Source organism: Halorubrum sp. Atlit-26R, from assembly GCF_003666015.1.
In the GTDB taxonomy this organism is placed as follows: domain Archaea; phylum Halobacteriota; class Halobacteria; order Halobacteriales; family Haloferacaceae; genus Halorubrum.
Window position 1 is genome coordinate 1 of the sequence record NZ_QPLT01000231.1, and the last position, 697, is coordinate 697.

Annotated in this window: 1 pseudogene; it reads right to left on the minus strand. The window is 51.8% G+C overall.

The features are described from left to right. Positions 1-697: pseudogene (locus DVK07_RS22975) on the minus strand (hypothetical protein); the annotation flags it as partial.

Genomic DNA, 697 nt, shown 5'->3' on the forward strand with positions numbered 1-697 from the left:
TTCAGAAGCAGAATATCCTCGTCGTTGAAATATGAGAGTTTCATCTCAACCAAGCCCTGTTTTCGCTCTTTTTCGCTGACAGTGTCCCCTTCCAACACATAGACTCGCGTGGCGGACGCATCGTCAATCACCTCATCAAGCGGGGATCGCTGCGAGATCGTGAACGCGGGCGTGACATACCCATTCCTGTCTACGTTCTCAAACTCGTTCGTCAGAAGTTCGTCTGCGACCGGTTCCGGGTCTGTATATTTCAGCCGAATCGCTTCTTCATCAGTGATGTATGGCGCGGTAACCGTGTCATCGATCTCGGCAGGTAACTCATCACCATAGCCTGTTTTCCGCCCGGTTTGTCGTTCCAGATACCCGTCGTGCTCAGGAATCATCGTTTCCGCCGGTTGGACCGTTGTAACGGATCCATCGATCGCAACCGTCACCACACCAACCTGGTCAAATTCTGGATGGGACGAGATAAACTCTACTGCCTTGGCCTCTATTGAATCTGGCACCCCAAGGAACAGCCGTGAAAGCGTCGAGGTTTCTAAAAACTGAGTCAACTGTTCTTTGAGCCGGCGTGTCGAGAACGACCCCTCACCTTTGGCTTCGAATCCGATTACCTTGTTATCAGTCGGATTCTCAACCGCAGCAGTTGGATCATCACTGCCCTCAAACGTAATCAGGTCAATCGGCCGGTACGGTT